The sequence below is a fragment of the Mucilaginibacter sp. UR6-1 genome (assembly GCF_020880975.1).
In the GTDB taxonomy this organism is placed as follows: Bacteria; Bacteroidota; Bacteroidia; order Sphingobacteriales; family Sphingobacteriaceae; genus Mucilaginibacter.
Map to the genome: position 1 here is coordinate 223134 of NZ_JAJIWP010000001.1, position 16403 is coordinate 239536.

A 16403-nucleotide genomic window follows, 5' to 3' on the forward strand; every position below is an offset into this window, starting at 1 on the left:
TAAAATAAATATAAAGCATTGGAGAATCAGGAGCTAACTACCGTTGATACCGCCAAAGACCTTGGCCTGTTACCCGAAGAGTATGATCGTATAAAAGAGATATTGGGCCGCGTGCCTAACTTTACCGAATTGTCTATATTTTCGGTAATGTGGAGCGAGCATTGCTCATACAAAAACTCTATAACATGGTTAAAAACCTTACCAAAGGATGGCCCGCGCATGCTGGCCAAAGCCGGTGAAGAAAATGCCGGTTTGGTTGATCTGGGCGATGGCATAGGTTGCGCCTTTAAAATAGAATCACACAACCACCCATCAGCGCTTGAGCCTTACCAGGGCGCGGCAACCGGTGTAGGCGGTATAAACCGCGATATTTTTACCATGGGTGCAAGGCCTATCGCGCAGCTTAACTCCCTGCGTTTTGGCGACATCAACCTTGATAAAACCAAGTGGTTAATTAAAGGCGTGGTAAAGGGCATCAGCCATTACGGTAACGCCTTTGGTATTCCAACCGTTGGAGGCGAACTTTTCTTTGACGAATGCTATAACATCAATCCGCTGGTAAACGCCATGTCAGCCGGTATAGTTAAGGCTGGTGAAACCGTTTCGGCTACATCTTATGGTGTGGGTAACCCGGTTTACATTGTGGGTTCAGCCACCGGTAAGGATGGTATACATGGCGCGGCTTTCGCGTCAAAAGATATTACGGAAGATTCGGTAAACGATTTACCTGCCGTACAGGTAGGTGATCCATTCCAGGAAAAATTATTGTTGGAAGCTACCCTTGAGGTAATCAAAACCGGTGCTGTAGTAGGTATGCAGGATATGGGTGCCGCGGGTATCATCTGCTCAAACTCTGAAATGTCGGCCAAAGGTGAGCACGGTATGCGCATTAATCTCGATGCGGTGCCAACCCGCCAGGAAAACATGAAGCCGTTTGAGATATTGCTTTCAGAATCGCAGGAGCGTATGCTGATTGTGGTACATAAAGGCCGCGAAAAAGAAGTAGAAGCTGTTTTTGATAAGTGGGATTTAAACTGCGCCATTATTGGTGAGGTTACTGATACCAAACGCCTGGAGTATTTTATGAATGGCGAACTGGTGGCTGATGTACCTGCCGATGATTTGGTATTAGGCGGCGGCGCGCCGGTTTACCAACGCGAATACCGCGAACCAGCTTATTTTGCCGAGAACCAAAAATTTAAGATAGAAGATGTTGCCGAGCCGGAAGATTTGGTAGCCGTAGCCGAGCATTTGCTTGGTCACCCTAACATTGCATCTAAACGTTGGGTAACTGATCAGTACGACTCAATGGTAGGTGTATCAACCATGACCACCAACCGCCCGAGCGATGCCGCTGTAGTGGCCGTACGCGATACCGAAAAGGCTATTGTTTTAACGGTTGACTGTAACTCACGCTACGTATACGCCGATCCGCAAAAAGGTTGTGCTATTGCCGTTGCCGAGGCCGCGCGTAATATTACCTGCGCCGGTGGCGAGCCGGTGGCTATTACCAACTGTTTAAACTTTGGTAACCCGTACATTCCTGAAGTGTACTGGCAGTTTGTGAGCGCCATTAAAGGTATGGGCGAAGCTTGTACCAAGTTTGAAACCCCGGTTACAGGCGGTAACGTGAGCTTTTACAACCAATCATCAGATGAAGGCCCGGTATTCCCGACGCCAACCATAGGTATGCTGGGTGTAATGGATAATATTGATAACATCATGACGCTTGACTTTAAACAGCCGGGCGACTTTATATACCTGATAGGCGAATCGGTTAATGATATCGCTTCATCACAATACCTGGCCTCATGGCACAAGGTATCGGCGTCTCCGGCCCCGCATTTTGATCTGGATCAGGAATTTGCTACGCACCAGGTGATCAAAGAGCTGATCAAACATAAACTGGTACAATCAGCCCATGACGTTGCCGACGGTGGTTTATATGTAACCCTTGCCGAAGCAGCTATGCCCAACGGTTTAGGTTTTGATATCAGTACCGATGCCGCTATCCGTAAGGATGCCTTCCTGTTCGGTGAAGCACAGGGCAGGATAGTAGTGAGCGTTGCCCCGGCAGATCAGGACAAATTTGTTGAACTGATGGCCACCAGCGAAACTGACTTTACCTTATTGGGTACGGTAACCAACGGGCAGTTTAATGTTGACGAGCAATTGTTTGGCCATGTAACTGATGTGAAGATGTTGTTTGACAATGTGCTGCACGTTGCCTTAGGCGAATAATTTCGATTTCGGATTTCGAAGTTTCGAATTCTGAATTATACTATAAATATTAAATGATTATTCCCTCTCTGTTTACAGAGAGGGATGTCGAGCGAAGCAAAGACAGGGTGAGTCCTAATAATATGCTAAAACTTAACCGCGTACATCATATAGCTATTATCTGTACCGACTATGAGCGGTCGAAACAGTTTTATACCGATGTATTGGGTTTAACTATAGTACGCGAGGTTTACCGTGAAGAACGGCGATCATACAAGCTCGATCTGGAAGTTTCAGGACTATACCAGATCGAGCTTTTCTCTTTTCCCGATCCGCCTGCAAGGCCATCACGCCCCGAAGCAGCGGGCCTGCGTCACCTGGCTTTTGAGGTGGATGATGTAGAAGCCGCTATAGCGCATGTAAATGGGTTTGATGTAGCCACGGAGCCAATCCGCATAGATGAATTTACCGGCAAGCGATTCACCTTTCTCGCCGACCCGGACGGGTTGCCTATCGAATTTTACGAAAGATAAATGGCCGGCGTATTTCGCTTTAAGCAGTTCAGTGTCGATCAGTCGGGCTGTGCCATGAAGATCAATACCGACGGTGTACTACTTGGCGCATTGGCAGGGGAGGGACAGCCTCAAAGCATACTTGATATAGGCACCGGCACCGGCGTTATCGCGCTAATGCTGGCGCAACGCTTTACATCGGCACAGATAGACGCGGTGGAAATAGATGATGATGCCGCCAAAACCGCGTTAAATAATTTTGAAGGTTCGCCCTACAGTGATCGCCTAAAAGTATATCATCAGGATTTCAATACATTTTTCGCTGAAAATCCCGAAAAGCGTTACGATATCATCGTAACTAACCCCCCTTTTTATATTGATGCCTTAACATCGCCCACGGCAAAAATTAACCAGGCCAAACATGCAGACCGAAACTTTTTCGAGGACTTGATTAAAGGTGTATCAAATCATCTTACCAAAACCGGAACCTGCTGGCTGGTGCTGCCGGTTAATACGGCTGGGTATATTAAAACGTTACTTACCGACCATGACCTGCATCTGCAAAAAACAATAATTATACGATCATACGCTGATAGTGAACCTCACCGGTATATTATAGTGATAGGCAAAGCCGATACAGAGCCAACGAGCGAGCAATTTTTAATTTACGATGCGCCAAAGGTTTACAGCCAGCAATACATTGCTACGCTAAAAGCGTTTTTTATTGTGTTTTAATTTGCTTTGTTTTGAAGCATGACGAGGATAGGCCTGATATCAGATACGCACAGTTATTTAGATGATGCCGTATTTAAGCATTTTGAACAATGTGATGAGATATGGCATGCAGGGGATATAGGTAACCTTGAACTGGCCGATAAACTGGCGGCTTTTAAGCCTTTTAAAGCCGTATATGGTAATATTGATGGTGGCGACATCAGGCGTGTGTACCCCGAAAGTTTGCGCTTTAAATGCGAGGATGTTGATGTTTGGATAACGCACATCGGTGGTTATCCGGGTAAATATAGTCCGCAGATACGGAATGAGATATATACTAACCCGCCACAGTTATTTATCTGTGGGCATTCGCACATATTAAAGGTGATGTTTGATGAGCGCATCAAATGCCTGCACCTCAATCCCGGAGCGGCCGGTAAACAAGGCTGGCACAAAGTGCGCACACTAATGCGCTTTAATATAGATGGCCATAAAATTCAGGATATGCAGATAATTGAGTTGGCCGGGAGGTAGGTCTACAGTAAATTCACTCTTGCATTTTCAGCCTCAAACACGGTATCGATTTTTAAGTTAGGTTGTTTTGCCGCCGCAACGGCAAGTTGATCGCAGCGCTCATTCTCCGGGTGCCCGGCATGTCCTTTTACCCATACCAGTTTAATTTTATGTGGTTTGCTCACTTCCAGGTAGCGCAGCCAAAGGTCTTTGTTCTTTTTATCCTTAAAACCCTTTTGCCGCCAGCCGTAAACCCAGCGCTTCTCGATGGCATCGATCACATATTTCGAGTCGGAGTAAAGGATAACTTCCTGGTTAGGGTTCTTAAGTGCCTCGAGGCCCTTGATAACAGCAAGCAGTTCCATGCGGTTATTGGTGGTTTTACGAAAACCCTCCGAAAGTTCCTTATAGTGCTGACCAGCACGTAGTATAGCTCCGTATCCGCCCGGCCCCGGGTTGCCGCTTGAAGCGCCATCCGTAAATAATTCGATCACCATGCGGCAAAGGTATCAGAAAATTGAAAAAAAACTTTGCAAATAGTCGCGAGATTTCTATTTTTGCAGCCTCCAACACGGTAGATGTAGCTCAGTTGGTTAGAGCATCGGTTTGTGGTACCGAGGGTCGTGGGTTCGAGCCCCATCATTTACCCAAAAGGAGATAGTCAGTTTTGATTATCTCCTTTTTTTGTATAAATTACTTTTAATCCCCCTCACGGTATTTGCAACTTAGTATTCTGTAGACTTGTATTTTTTGCTACCAAATACAAAAAGTCCAATATGACTTTGCTTACCCTTTCTTATCTTCCACTTAATACCAATAACAAATAAAATGTTAAATTCATTTTTGATGATAGGCCAATCGAACATGGCAGGTCGCGGTTTTTTAAAAGATGTGCCAATCATTTATAATCATCATATTAAGATGCTTAGAAATGGACGTTGGCAAACCATGTGGGAACCTATTAATTATGACCGTCCTAATGCCGGTATTGGCCTGGCCGCTTCTTTTGCTGCTGCATTGTACACAGAAAACCAGGATAGTGAGATCGGGTTGATTCCATGTGCAGATGGAGGAACCAGCTTAGATGATTGGAATATTGATGGAGTATTGTTTCAAAGTGCTATTTCTCAAGCAAAAATCGCTCAAAAGACCAGCCGCATAAAGGGTATTCTGTGGCATCAGGGCGAAAACGATTGTCAACCCGGAAATGCACCAAAGTACGGTGAAAAATTTGCTGTAATAGTAAAAAAATTGCGTGAAGAACTTGGCGATAGTGATATTCCGTTAATTATTGGCGGACTTGGAGATTTTCTAACAGAGGGCATCTATTGGGCTTATTTTGAATCCTACGCTGTTGTAAATAAAGAGTTGGAGAAATTTGCTCAAAACACTAATCATTGTTACTTTATAACTGCTGCCGGCTTAACGGCAAACCCGGATAATATCCATATGAATGCTGAATCGCAACGAATTTTTGGCATTCGTTATTTTGAAGGTTTTCACAAAAGACAACATGTATTAAAACCTCTTACGAACGAAAGTAAATTGGTTGAGGCTATATATGAACGTAACCTAACTAAAGAAGAACAGAAAGGGCTTATCGATATACAATTTTCTATGGGAGAGTTATCTATCGAGGCTTATAAAAACTAAAATTTCTGAATTAAAATAACATCTCGTGCCGTGATCAGCCCTGTGAAAGTATCCTTGAACCGCGCGGGTTAAGAGTGCTTTCCTGTTCAGGAGGAAAAATTTGGCCATTACCTTTCAAAATGGATCCATTGGTCAATATTCCAAAACGTAAATCTTTTTATGAGCGTAGTCCCAAACCGTTTTGTACTTTACAAGAAACCGGTAACCAATGTTCATCAGGTTAGGCTCTGTAATTCCTGACTTTTCCCGTTCAATTTGGGTGGCATTCAGTTCGGTCAGGGCCAGTCCGTTCAGGCTGGTTTTTAACTTCCCACCTACGATGATATTCTTAACATTCAGCAAAGTGTCACCGTAACTGTCTGTGCCGGACCGTAGAACAGAGCCATGGCTTTCAAGTAACTTAGCAGAAGTGGCATCCAATTGTAACAGACCATTTTGACCTGTATCGAACACGCCCACAACATTTATCCCGTCTATTTTTAACCTTATGATCGGGTGATTTGCTAATTTCCTGATCTCAAAATCGATAACAGCTAAGACCTTTTCATTCTTTAAAAAATCCCTTGTCCGGGTCCGTTCAGCGGTGGATTTGTAAAAAGTGACCTTCCGGTGGAGATAATCAAGCTTAAAAAGATACCCCCGGAAGAAATCGTAACCGATAAAGCCTATAAAATCAGGTGTAATGTTCTTCTGTAGAAAATCATAATTAGCACTGGGGATATTTAACAGTTTGCGATAAATGAGCCCGTTGCCGAACCTGATCTCGGAAATGGTGTCATTGACATTTGTTTTGAAAGACTGGCCGCTACCGGTAACACCACTACTTTTCGCTTTTTTATCGGGTAGCTCAATAAAGTTGTCATTAAGTGAAATAAATGTTTGATATCCTGTATCGAACATGAATTTTCCGCCAACACTGTTGACCGTTCCAGATATGAAAGGATAAACATCGATGAGGGTGAGCGGAAACACAACGGTGTCACCATGGAGTTCGGGTGTTTCATATACCTGGGCTTTCAGGCCAGATGCTGAACAGCACAGAAACAGACCGGCCAGTAAAAAAGGTAATTTGAATTTTGACATATTTTTTAGTTAAACCGTGTAATAAAAATGATCTGTATCAGGTTCAAAATATTTGTGCAATATTATGAAGCCGGTTTTCAGGTATAACATTCCTAATTCTCCAGCGGTGTTCCGTTCATAAGTCTTATCATTGGTGCCCATTGATCATTCCAGGGTTATGCTGAATATAATGCTCCTGCCAGTATTTTTCAATGGCATGCGAGTCACGATCAACGAAGAATTCTTTCATTGCCTTGACAACGATCTCTTTATTAGACATTTTGATATGAAAATGTATTAAATAGATAATGTGGTGATGATCTAACGTTAACGATAATGCAGAGGCTGTTTAGCTATCAAGAAAGACATAAAGGGAGGTAATCACATCGTTCTCGAACCGGGCGACATCCATACCGGTACTTATGGGAGCTTGCCCCGATGGTCCGGCCCCCCAAACCAGTCTGCCGATATCATTATTTATGATCACCGGCTTCAGTTTGGTAAATACAAAATTGGATGGCAGTATTTTTTGTGTGATGGATACGCTTTCATTGATCGCATCAGCACCGGTAACCCGGTCGCCAACGTGATTCAGGGTAGCTGTCGGGCTGTAAATTTTTTCGATGGCTTTCAGCCGGGTGGCCGGATCTCGCTCGTTCCAAACCCGCTCAAGGTTTTCTTCCATTATCCGGGCTTCGTTATTGGTCATGATCTATAAGTTAAGGTAGGTATCGTGTTAGCATTTTGATGATGACATCCCGGTAGGTTCCGGGATGTCATCTGAGTCTCTTCGGACTATTGTACCGGAACTGGTGTGTTCAGTAACTGTAATTCCCAGTTAAACGCTACACCGGTAGCTCCGGCATGTTCAACCATAAGTCCAGCAAGTTTGCCGGCTGTGTCGGTGCGCGCCCAGTCACGCTGCCACTCAGAAACCACAGCTAACCAGGTGATAGGCGTTATGCCATGTTGTACCATACGACGGACGGCCATATCGTGTGCTTCCGCCGATACTGCCCCGCAGGCATCTGTTACAACGAAAACATCATAACCTTCGGCCACTGCCTGGATTGACGGCATTGCCACACAAACTTCTGTCCATAGCCCTGCGAGGATAAGTTGTTTACGGCCGCTCTTAGCAACCACATCGGTAACGGCTGGGTCCTGCCAGGTATTGATGAAGGTACGGTTGATCGGTTTTTGTTCCGGAAATACATCCTGAATCTGTTTGATGATCAGGCCGCCGCGTTCTTCAACCACGGTGGTCAGTATTGTTGGTACATTGAAAACTTTTGCCGCTTTTGATAAGCCAGTTACTGCGTTAATGATCATAGCCGGTTCGTGGCTGTTCAGGTTAGCGAACTGAAAAGGCTGGTGATCAATCAGTACGACGATGCTGTCTTCAGGACGCAGGAGGGCATCAAGGCCGGTTTTTAAATTGTTTGACATGGTTATGTAGTTAGATGGTTAATATGCGGCTTTCGCCATATCCCAAATCTCATAAATTGTATGGTGCGGAAAGATGACATAGGTCTAAAAAAAAAGTAGATATATGTCTACTATCCAATGCAGTAATGAATTCGATATTTATAGGTTATTAGGTCGGGAGCTGTATCGACCCCGGGTTGGTTGCCATATAGTATTAACGAAATAAAATCCTGCTGCGCAGGTCGGGCAGGAATGCGCGATTAATATTATATTTGACTATGGATTTCCGGAGAGGGATCATTTATAATTATATTATTCAACTAAAATCGCTGGGTGGGCGCTGTTCTGTTAATGCACGAGGCTTTATTCAAGTACTTTAAAAAATTTAATTCTGAACCGCTGAAAGAGGAGGAAGAGATGCTGATAAGGCAGGCTTTCATCCCTTTTAAACTGAAAAAGAAACAATACCTGCTGCAGGCTGGAGATCATTGCCGGCATTTTGCTTTTGTGGTAAAAGGCGCGATGCGGCAATATTCAGTAGATGAAAAAGGCGGCGAACATATGGTACGTCTGGGTGTCGAGGACTGGTGGATGGGCGACCGCGAAAGCTGGGTCACCGGGAAGGCCAGCGCTTATCACATTGATGCCTGGGAGAATACAGAGATGCTGCTGGTTACTAAAGCCAGTATAGACCATCTGCTGAACAAGACTACGATCATCGCAAAAATGATGCTTCAACTGGATGAGCGCAATAATATCGCCAACCAGCGGAGGCTGACCTCTGCCATCAGCGCAACGGCGGTGAAAAAATACACTGATTTTGCAGCCTGCTATCCCAATTTAATAGAGCGGTTTCCGCAGCATATCATCGCGTCGTATCTGGGTATCACCAAAGATACATTAAGCCGTGTAAAGCGGCAGCTTTTACAGCGCTGATGAAGCTACAGATTGATACTTAAAAAGTAGACATAGGTCTGCTTTGTTGTATTAATGGTTATCTATCTTCGGTAATTATCCCGGAGATACTAAAGATGGCTTATGGAAACACTTGAATACTTTAATGGAGAAGTAACGATCCTTTGGAAACCGAAAGTCTGCATTCATTCGGGCATATGCGTAAAAACGCTGCCACAGGTTTATAACCCTAAAGCCCGACCATGGATAAGGCCTGAAAATGCAACAACACAGGAGATCATCAACCAGGTGGCCATGTGCCCATCGGGCGCATTAAGCATCAAGGAGCATTATGGGGAAAACCTTCAAGTATGGTGTTAAAACTCCTGAAGGGTAATGTCCTCTGAACCCGATATTTTATCGACATGAGCCTTCCTGGTACGCGGCGACCGATCACGGATGTATGGAACCTCTTGTTACCCATTAATTTCTTTTACCCTCAGATAAAAAGAGCACGGTAATGATGACCGTGCTCTTCCCAACATTTTTACAGAATTTTTTTGACAGAATTTAACGGGGCAATTCGGCCATGAAGTCCAGTATCTCGGCACCGATCTCGCTGGCATTTGTTTCCAGCGCAAAATGGCCTGTGTCATAAAATTTTAGTTTAGCGCCGGGCAGGTCCTTTAGATAAGCCTTAGCGCCGGCAGGAAGAAAATAAGGGTCGCGGTTTCCCCAAACCAGTAATGCCTTGGGCTGGTATTTTCTAAAATATTCATGAAACTTTGGATAAAGCGCCACATTCGTCCGGTAATCTTTTACCAGGTCAAGCTGGATCTCGATGTTGCCCGGCCTGTCCAGAAAATGCTGGTCAAGCGTGTATGTTTCCGGCGCGATCAGCGAAGCGTCCGCTACACCCTCATGGTATTGAAACCAGGTCGCTTTTTCCGAAACGAAATCCTTTAAAGCATCACGGTTCGCCTGCGACTGATCCTTCCAGTATTTTTGGATCGGGCCCCATTCCTTGCTCAGTCCTTCTTCATAAGCGTTACCATTCTGTGAAATGATACCGGTGATCTTCTCCGGATTAGCCATGGCAAGCCGAAGGCCAACAGGCGATCCGTAGTCAAAAATATAAACGGCGAACCGCTTCAATCCCAGTTCATCGATGAAGCCTTGTGCTGTACTGGCAAGATTATCGAACGTGTAGTTGAAATTTTTGTGATCGGGTGCATCAGAATATCCAAAACCCGGCAGGTCCGGCGCGATCACATGATATCTGGCGTTCAGTATCGGTATCAGGTTCCTGAACATGTGCGATGAGGTTGGATAGCCGTGCAGCAGTAGCAGCGTGGGCGCGCCTATCGGCCCGGATTCTCGGTAAAAGATATTCAAACCATTTACTTTTACATTACGATAGTGGATCTGTGTGTGTTCCATAGTGCTTTTGATTATTTGTTTATTTTTATACTGCGCGGCAGCATTGCCGGTGAGCAATCCTGTGACCATCAGGATCATTAACAGTTTTGTCATAATTCTATTTCTCTTATACATATGTCAAAATTAAAACGGATATTTAATTATTAAAAACGATTAATTGTGATTTTTTATATCATTATTAGTGATTGATAGTATGAATTTGAACGACCTGAAAATATTTGAGGCAGTTGCCGAGACCGGAAGTTTTACCAAAGCTGCCGGAGCAACCTTCACCGTACAGTCTAACGTCACCGCCCGGATCAAAAGCCTGGAGGAGGAATTCGGTGCTGCACTATTCGCCCGAACTTCCCGTAAAGTTTCGCTTACGCCCGCCGGACACACCCTGATGCAATATTCAAAACAGATCGGTAAGCTCGTAGAGGAAGCGAAGTTCCATGTTCAGAAAGGTGATAAGATTGCCGGTAACCTTAAGATTGGCTGCATCGAAACAACCATGGCCCTTAAAGTGCCCGGCATGCTTCGGCAATTCGAAGACCTATATCCGGAGGTTGAGCTCGAATTTCGTTCTGATATACGTAGCGCGCTGATCAGCGCGGTGCTTAAACATGAACTGGACGCGGCCTTTGTACCTGCCCCACTTAATGTAAGCGGGCTTGACCAAATCAAAGTCAGGACGGAGCAACTTGTACTCATCAGCGCCTCGGAAGGGCCGGATATTAAAGAGCTGATTGAAAGCGATCCGCTTAAGATAGTCGTCTTCGCCGAGGGCTGTGTCTTCCGGGCGAGGCTGGAATCGTGGTTAAGTTCTAAGGGCATTATCAATTACAAAAGCACGGTTCTGAATTCGATAGAAGGCATCATTAATTTTGTCGAGTCGGGCATCGGCATCAGTTTGCTGCCTGAAGAGATCATCCGGGATTTTTACACCGGCCGGAAGATCCGTACAGATACCTTAAATAAGGAACTCTCCACCATGAACACGGTAATGATCACGCGAAAGGATGAGCCGCCGTCGAGAGTGCTCGCTGCATTTATGGATCTCTATCGCTGATCTTGTCAAAGAACGGTGGCGAAATATTTGGCTGGTAACAGCCTCATGGTATTATGATGAACTTACCCGCGACGTTGTTTAGCCCGGTAGGTTACCACTATTATTTGTGATTGTTGGTGCCGGAACATGATCTATGGTTAGATGTGCTGCCAGGAAGGCAGGTGTACAGCCGTTCCCTAACTCTTTGCTCAACGGGGGGGGCTTGTATTTGTAAAGCTGTCTTTTAATCCTGCTTAATGAATCTTTGTTTATCCCGAGATAGGAAGCGATATCCCGCTGGGGAAAGCGTTCAATAAGTTCAGGATGACAGGCAATGAAATCTTTATACCGTTCCAGGGCTGTAACGCTGATGGCTGCATTCAGCCGACGCTGGCAGGCAATGATATCCCGGCTGTCCAGCTCCCGCAGCATCTGCGCACAAGCGGGCACCTTCATAAGATCGGGCAGATCCGACCTTCGGATCAGCAGCATTTCCGTATCCTCGACGGCCTCAATGTAGTAATTGCTCGGGCGGTAAAGTACATAACTTTCGCGGTCACCTATCCACCGGTTTTCTATCCCAAGGCATACCATATGCAGGCCGCCCTTCTGATCGAGGAAATACTGTCTCATTGCGCCTTTTACAATGAAAGCATAAAACTTGCAATGGAAACCCGGCTGCAGCAGGTATTGCTTTCGCCGTATTTTATAAGGTGTCAGCGCTTTCCTGATCAGCTCAACTTCGTCAGCCGTTAACGGCAGGTAATTAAATCCCTGTAGATAATTAAAAAATGCTTCATACATATCCGGATTGTGACAACAATAGTTTAACATGGCCGGCTCAGTTGTAAATAATTACTTTGCAGAGCACTGTTCCGCACGTGCGCAACAGATACCCGGCGGCACCGGCCGCAGCACGTTCCGATCATATCCATCGTCAACATAAAGCGGCAGGATGCTTAGTGGAGCAACCACGTTCTCTAAGCATACTGCCGCACCTCAGCCCCGCAATTGATCACGGGCGCCTCGATCCTGAAGACGAGATGATCTTATTACAAATGTTAGGATATGTTTACAGAATCCACTGAACATATGGTAAATAATAATCAGCGGATATTTTTTCTTATCCTGCTCAACGACTGTTGCGTGATACCAAGATAAGATGCAACATACGCCAGCGGAACCCGGGAAGCAATCTTTTCAAACCCGGTCAGGAAAGAACGGTAACGGGAAGCGGCGTCCTCGGTGATCAGGCGGCTCCGACGTTCTATTGATTCGTGCAGGCATTTCTTTGCCATTTTACTTTCTATTTCCGCCCAGCCCACGATAGTATTGCCAATCTCGTCCCAGTCCTCCTTCTCGAACATCAGGAATTCGCAGGGGGTGATTGCCTGGATATATTCAGATGCCACGATCTGGGTCTCGAATCTGGCGTAATCCGTTACAAACTGACCCTCGCCAACAAAATAATGGGTGATCTCCTGGCCTTTATTGTTATAGTATACGAAACGTACCACACCGCTTAACAGAAAACCGACCTGCCTCGGTACCTTTCCCGCCTCTGTCAGATAGCCTTCCTTTGCAAATTTGACCGGTGTTGCCTTGCTTATTATTAATTGGATCTGCTGTTCATTCAATTTACCGAATTGCAGGATGAAATTTATGAGTTCTTTCATTATTAAATATACAGGCTATCTCATAACAATCCATTTACCATATGGTAAAAAAATTGGACAAAATGATGGTTGAAATACCGTGTGCTGTATGACAAGTAACGAAAGCGGGACAGCATTTAGAAGGTAACCCTTATTTATTTTTGATGATTTTTTATACGCGAACATTGCCTTGATGTGTGGTTACTCAAATAAAAAAGCCGGTCCATCACACCCTTGGCTATTGATGCCTGGAGGTGAAGGGCCGGCCTGTGACTTGAAGATAGGGACTTAATTAGGCTAAAAGCTCTTTCAGTCCGTACGCTTCCATGGCTTTTTTAAGTTCAACCTGCTGCACGGCATTGATCGTTTTTATGTATTCTCCTGTTGTCGGGTCAATAACCGTTCTTAACGGCCTTGCCCCCTTAGGCTGACCGATCAATTCCACCACGGCATCTGCGATCATCTGCGGATCAGGTTTGTGGATCTCAAATAGCTGGCCGATAGCGGCAAACATCCTATCCTGTAGCCCATCAAGGACTTTGTAACCTCCGGCGACAGACGCGTCGGCACCGAACTGTACTTTGGTGCCCATTTCCGTTGGGAAGCCGCCGGGTTCCAATATCGCCAGGTCAATACCCAGTGGCCGCAGCTCATAATGCAAACCTTCGCTCAAGCCTTCAAGCGCATACTTTGAGGCGCAATAGGCGGTAAAATAGGGAAAGCTGACCCGCCCGAACCCGCTTGTTACATTAATGATCAACCCTTCCGATTGTTCACGCATTACAGGTAACGCCAGTTTGGTTGTACGCCACGGCCCCAGTACGTTGATGTCAAGCATACGCTGAATGTCTGCAGCAGTAGCTGTTTCTCCAAGGCCGAACATACTGGCACCGGCGTTGTTCACCAATACGTCAATCCTGCCTTCGGCCTCAATGATGCTGTCAAACGCCTTTTTCACACTTTCGTCGTTCGTGAGTTCCACATCGAGCACCTTTACGTTCTCTACCTGCGATAGTTCGTTAGCTTTTTCTGCGTTCTTGCCGGTGGTGTCTCGCATGGTGGCATATACCTGGTGCCCGAGTGCGGCCACGCTGTGGGCGGTCAGCCAGCCGAAGCCACTGTTAGTCCCTGTTATCAATACAACTTTTTTGCTCATGATATAGATGTTAAAATATTGACGCAAAATTCATCAAGAGTTCTTTAAATCTATTTACCATATGGTAAAAAATGAGTCAGTTGCTGTAATGTCAATCATAATGACCTCTAAATGACAGGAGGTTGGACCGGCTTTACAGCGATCAATTTCTATTGTAGTTTATATGACCCGGAAAATGTAGGCATAGGTCTACTTAATTTAATGGCATAGGTCATCTTCCGGTGATATACTGATGCGGAGATTTGAGCCGGAACTCTTTTATAAAAAACTAAAATTCTATCATGAGTAGCATTACACCTATCCGCGATCCTAAAGAGGATCACCTGATCACCCCGGAAAATTCTGCCCTGATCCTGATCGATTATCAGCCACTGCAGGTCAACTCCGTAAGGTCAATGGATCACATTGAATTGGTTAAGAACATCGTTACCGTCGCTAAGGTAGCTAAGGCATTCAAAGTGCCTGTTATCCTGAGTACCGTTAATGTAGCCACAGGTATCAATAAACCAACCATCAGTCATCTCCGCTCAGTATTGCCGGACGTGCCTGAACTGGACCGCACGTCCGTCAATTCATGGGAGGACAAGGAATTCCAGGATGCGGTCAAAGCCCTCGGCAGGAAAAAACTGGTTATCTGTGCCCTTTGGACCGAGGTTTGTCTTTGCTTTCCGGCACTTGACCTTATTAAGGAAGGTTACGAGGTATACACCATTGTTGATGCCGTTGGCGGTACTTCACCTATAGCGCACGAGGTTGCCTTACGCCGAATGGAACAGGCTGGCGTGCAACTATCATCGGTTACGCAGTTCGCCTGTGAACTGCAAAGAGACTGGAACCGTCTTGATACCAAGCAGCCGTTCTTCGATGCGCTGATGGAGAACGGCTCGTTCTTCGTAGAAACCCTGCGCTGGTAGTTTTCTGATGAACCTTTCGCTTGCGGCATCACCTGGTCAGGCTGATGCCGCAAGCGAAGGTTTTTCTGACATGCTGAATGACCTTGACGGCATTTTGAATAAACAGTTAAGCAAGCTAAGGAACCGAAATTGAATAAGGGATTAAAAGGACCGTTCTCGATTTGCAGCCTGTGACCGTTAGTATAGGCACTGTCAGCGGTGCAGAAAAGGTTCTGTTTCCGATCAGCTATGTAACTAAGGTACCTATGATATCGGCGGCCTCAATAAAATACCCAATTGGGATACAATAAACAGCGTTTTGGATAATCGGTTAAGGCATTTCCCGGATAAATTTGTTGATTCACATTTCGCTGAACAAATAATGTCATCTCGGTATTTATTTATAAAATTCTGCTTATGAAAAAAACGATCTTTATAACGGGAGCTTCTGCCGGACTCGGTAAAGCTACCGCCAGGCTGTTTCAGCAAAAGGGCTGGAATGTTATCGCTACCATGCGAGATCCGGGAAAGGAAAAAGAACTTTCTCAACTACCCAATGTTACCTTGCTGCCACTTGACGTAACCGACCTGAAACAGATCAGGGAAACTACTGAAAAAGCGACAACACTACATGATGTTGACGTTGTGTTCAATAACGCCGGCTATGGCCTGATGGGTGCCTTGGAGGCTTTCAGCGATGAACAGATACTTAAACAACTTAACACAAATCTTATCGGTGTTATCATGGTCACCCAAGCGTTCATTCCCCATTTCAGGAAAAAGAAAAGCGGGGTGTTTATCAGTACCACCTCTATGGGAGGGCTGCTGGCCTATCCTTTGCATTCCATCTATCATGCTGCAAAATTCGGAGTTCAGGGCTGGTCAGAAAGTATGTCGTTCGAACTCGGCTTGCACAACATCAGGATCAAAACGGTTGCACCCGGTGCTGTGGCAACGGATTTTTTAGGAAGATCACTGGACAAGAACTTGCATACTGCTTACAAAGAGCTTGAGGATAAGCTTTTTGCCATGACAGAAGCGATGATGTCTCAGGCGGTGGCACCTGAAAAGGTTGCGGAGGTTGTTTATGAAGCTGCTACTGATGATAAGGACCAGCTCACCTACATCCCAACCAGTGATGCCCGGGCAGCTTATGACAGGCGGGTTGAGATAGGGAGTGAGGCTTCACGAATAGAGATAAGGGAACAGATATTGGGAAAATAATGGTTCTGC

Annotated in this window: 19 protein-coding genes and 1 tRNA gene; 12 read left to right on the forward strand and 8 right to left on the reverse strand. The window is 45.4% G+C overall.

The window, feature by feature from the left end; genetic code table 11:
- Positions 1-18 precede the first annotated feature (18 nt).
- The 4 genes from purL (at position 19) to LJ707_RS01025 (ending at position 3980) form a co-directional block, all read left to right on the forward strand.
- The gene (gene purL / locus LJ707_RS01010) at positions 19-2241 is read left to right on the forward strand and encodes a phosphoribosylformylglycinamidine synthase subunit PurL (RefSeq protein ID WP_228948869.1); all 2223 of its coding nucleotides are present in this window, start codon (positions 19-21) and stop codon (positions 2239-2241) included.
- Positions 2242-2363: 122 nt separating this feature from the next.
- Positions 2364-2753 (forward strand): VOC family protein, encoded by a 390-nt coding sequence (locus tag LJ707_RS01015; RefSeq protein WP_228948870.1) that lies wholly within the window; start codon positions 2364-2366, stop codon positions 2751-2753.
- Positions 2754-3467, forward strand: coding sequence for a tRNA1(Val) (adenine(37)-N6)-methyltransferase (locus LJ707_RS01020; RefSeq protein ID WP_228948871.1), 714 nt, complete (start codon positions 2754-2756; stop codon positions 3465-3467).
- A gap of 18 nt (positions 3468-3485) precedes the next feature.
- On the forward strand, positions 3486-3980 hold the full coding sequence (locus LJ707_RS01025; RefSeq protein WP_228948872.1) for a metallophosphoesterase: 495 nt from the start codon (positions 3486-3488) through the stop codon (positions 3978-3980).
- Between the two features lie 2 nt (positions 3981-3982).
- Here LJ707_RS01025 and rnhA read toward each other — a convergent pair whose 3' ends face one another.
- The gene (rnhA, locus tag LJ707_RS01030) at positions 3983-4453 is read right to left on the reverse strand and encodes a ribonuclease HI (RefSeq protein ID WP_228949751.1); all 471 of its coding nucleotides are present in this window, start codon (positions 4451-4453) and stop codon (positions 3983-3985) included.
- A gap of 80 nt (positions 4454-4533) precedes the next feature.
- On the opposite strand from rnhA, the gene LJ707_RS01035 reads away from it, so the two are divergent.
- Positions 4534-4607 (forward strand) — tRNA-His (locus tag LJ707_RS01035).
- A 180-nt stretch (positions 4608-4787) separates the two neighbouring features.
- A complete protein-coding gene (locus LJ707_RS01040; protein WP_228948873.1) occupies positions 4788-5612 on the forward strand; it encodes a sialate O-acetylesterase in 825 nt (274 codons plus the stop codon).
- Between the two features lie 132 nt (positions 5613-5744).
- On the opposite strand, the gene LJ707_RS01045 is transcribed toward LJ707_RS01040, so the two are convergent.
- The 3 genes from LJ707_RS01045 to LJ707_RS01055 all read right to left on the reverse strand — a co-directional run bounded on the left by LJ707_RS01045 (position 5745) and on the right by LJ707_RS01055 (position 8123).
- Positions 5745-6695 carry a hypothetical protein gene (locus LJ707_RS01045; protein WP_228948874.1) on the reverse strand — a complete coding sequence of 317 codons (951 nt, stop codon included), beginning with the start codon at positions 6693-6695 and terminating at the stop codon, positions 5745-5747.
- A 328-nt stretch (positions 6696-7023) separates the two neighbouring features.
- On the reverse strand, positions 7024-7383 hold the full coding sequence (locus LJ707_RS01050; RefSeq protein WP_228948875.1) for a hypothetical protein: 360 nt from the start codon (positions 7381-7383) through the stop codon (positions 7024-7026).
- Positions 7384-7469: 86 nt separating this feature from the next.
- Positions 7470-8123, reverse strand: coding sequence for a hydrolase (locus LJ707_RS01055; RefSeq protein ID WP_228948876.1), 654 nt, complete (start codon positions 8121-8123; stop codon positions 7470-7472).
- A 330-nt stretch (positions 8124-8453) separates the two neighbouring features.
- Between LJ707_RS01055 and LJ707_RS01060 the strand changes: the two genes are divergently transcribed.
- Positions 8454-9038, forward strand: coding sequence for a Crp/Fnr family transcriptional regulator (locus LJ707_RS01060; protein ID WP_228948877.1), 585 nt, complete (start codon positions 8454-8456; stop codon positions 9036-9038).
- Positions 9039-9140: 102 nt separating this feature from the next.
- On the forward strand, positions 9141-9377 hold the full coding sequence (locus LJ707_RS01065; RefSeq protein WP_228948878.1) for a (4Fe-4S)-binding protein: 237 nt from the start codon (positions 9141-9143) through the stop codon (positions 9375-9377).
- 189 nt (positions 9378-9566) lie between these two features.
- Here the strand turns inward: LJ707_RS01065 and LJ707_RS01070 are convergent, their stop codons facing one another.
- On the reverse strand, positions 9567-10529 hold the full coding sequence (locus tag LJ707_RS01070; protein ID WP_228948879.1) for an alpha/beta fold hydrolase: 963 nt from the start codon (positions 10527-10529) through the stop codon (positions 9567-9569).
- A 100-nt stretch (positions 10530-10629) separates the two neighbouring features.
- Between LJ707_RS01070 and LJ707_RS01075 the strand changes: the two genes are divergently transcribed.
- The gene (locus LJ707_RS01075) at positions 10630-11487 is read left to right on the forward strand and encodes a LysR family transcriptional regulator (RefSeq protein ID WP_228948880.1); all 858 of its coding nucleotides are present in this window, start codon (positions 10630-10632) and stop codon (positions 11485-11487) included.
- Positions 11488-11565: 78 nt separating this feature from the next.
- Here LJ707_RS01075 and LJ707_RS01080 read toward each other — a convergent pair whose 3' ends face one another.
- From LJ707_RS01080 to LJ707_RS01090, 3 genes are all read right to left on the reverse strand, one after another.
- Positions 11566-12270 (reverse strand): Crp/Fnr family transcriptional regulator, encoded by a 705-nt coding sequence (locus LJ707_RS01080; RefSeq protein WP_228948881.1) that lies wholly within the window; start codon positions 12268-12270, stop codon positions 11566-11568.
- A gap of 302 nt (positions 12271-12572) precedes the next feature.
- A complete protein-coding gene (locus LJ707_RS01085) occupies positions 12573-13142 on the reverse strand; it encodes a Crp/Fnr family transcriptional regulator (RefSeq protein WP_228948882.1) in 570 nt (189 codons plus the stop codon).
- Positions 13143-13413: 271 nt separating this feature from the next.
- On the reverse strand, positions 13414-14277 hold the full coding sequence (locus LJ707_RS01090; protein ID WP_228948883.1) for an SDR family oxidoreductase: 864 nt from the start codon (positions 14275-14277) through the stop codon (positions 13414-13416).
- Between the two features lie 281 nt (positions 14278-14558).
- Here LJ707_RS01090 and LJ707_RS01095 point away from each other — a divergent pair, with 281 nt between their 5' ends.
- The 3 genes from LJ707_RS01095 (at position 14559) to LJ707_RS01100 (ending at position 16394) form a co-directional block, all read left to right on the forward strand.
- Positions 14559-15191 (forward strand): hydrolase, encoded by a 633-nt coding sequence (locus tag LJ707_RS01095; protein WP_228948884.1) that lies wholly within the window; start codon positions 14559-14561, stop codon positions 15189-15191.
- A 7-nt stretch (positions 15192-15198) separates the two neighbouring features.
- Positions 15199-15324 carry a hypothetical protein gene (locus tag LJ707_RS20270; protein WP_255678675.1) on the forward strand — a complete coding sequence of 42 codons (126 nt, stop codon included), beginning with the start codon at positions 15199-15201 and terminating at the stop codon, positions 15322-15324.
- A gap of 263 nt (positions 15325-15587) precedes the next feature.
- The gene (locus LJ707_RS01100) at positions 15588-16394 is read left to right on the forward strand and encodes an SDR family oxidoreductase (RefSeq protein ID WP_228948885.1); all 807 of its coding nucleotides are present in this window, start codon (positions 15588-15590) and stop codon (positions 16392-16394) included.
- Positions 16395-16403: the final 9 nt, after the last annotated feature.